Here is a 660-nt window from a genome sequence, read left to right on the forward strand (position 1 = left end):
TTTCAGTGCCGTAGCCCAAAGCTCGAGTGGAATTTGCTGTACGAGCATGTCCATGGTTTCTTCGCGTTGACGGCCCAGCACCATGAAGTCAAACATGTTCTCTTCGATGGCGTTAACCACTTCTTCATCATGCAGTTTGAGCATTTCCATCAATGAACCACGGTCGCCTTCAAAGCGGTTGATGATGTCTGCCGCTTGCTTAACGCCAGAAAGCGGTACGCTTTGGCTTGCAGACACTTTTTCGATACAACGTTCAACCAGTTCATGCAGATCAGTCGCGACTTGGTGATCGATGTCTTGTAACTGCGCAATACGGAAGATGATTTCATCATGGTAGTCTTGCGGCAGATGCTTCAGCACGGCAGATGAGCTATCCGCTGGCAGATAAGCCAAGAAAATGGCTTGCATCTGCGGGTGCTCGTTGACGATAAATCGCGCCAGCGTTTCAGCCTCAACCCATTGCAGACGCTGCATGTTGTTGCGAATTTCGTCACCGTACAGGTTGTTCAACAGACCTTTAGCAAGATCGTTACCGAGCGCCTTACGCAAGGTGTTCGACAAGTACTCTTTCGATGCACCACGAATACCACTGTGCTCACGAAAATCTTCAAAGAAGTTTTGAATCACGCCGCGAGCTGAATCGCTTTTTATGCCATTCAG

General features: G+C 48.9%; 1 protein-coding gene. It reads right to left on the minus strand.

Annotated elements, in window-relative coordinates:
- Window positions 1–660 (minus strand): FliG C-terminal domain-containing protein (locus tag R7Z77_RS26070; RefSeq protein WP_318137141.1); only part of this gene is annotated, 660 nt, incomplete at both ends.

This window comes from Vibrio sp. 1401, assembly GCF_033340295.1.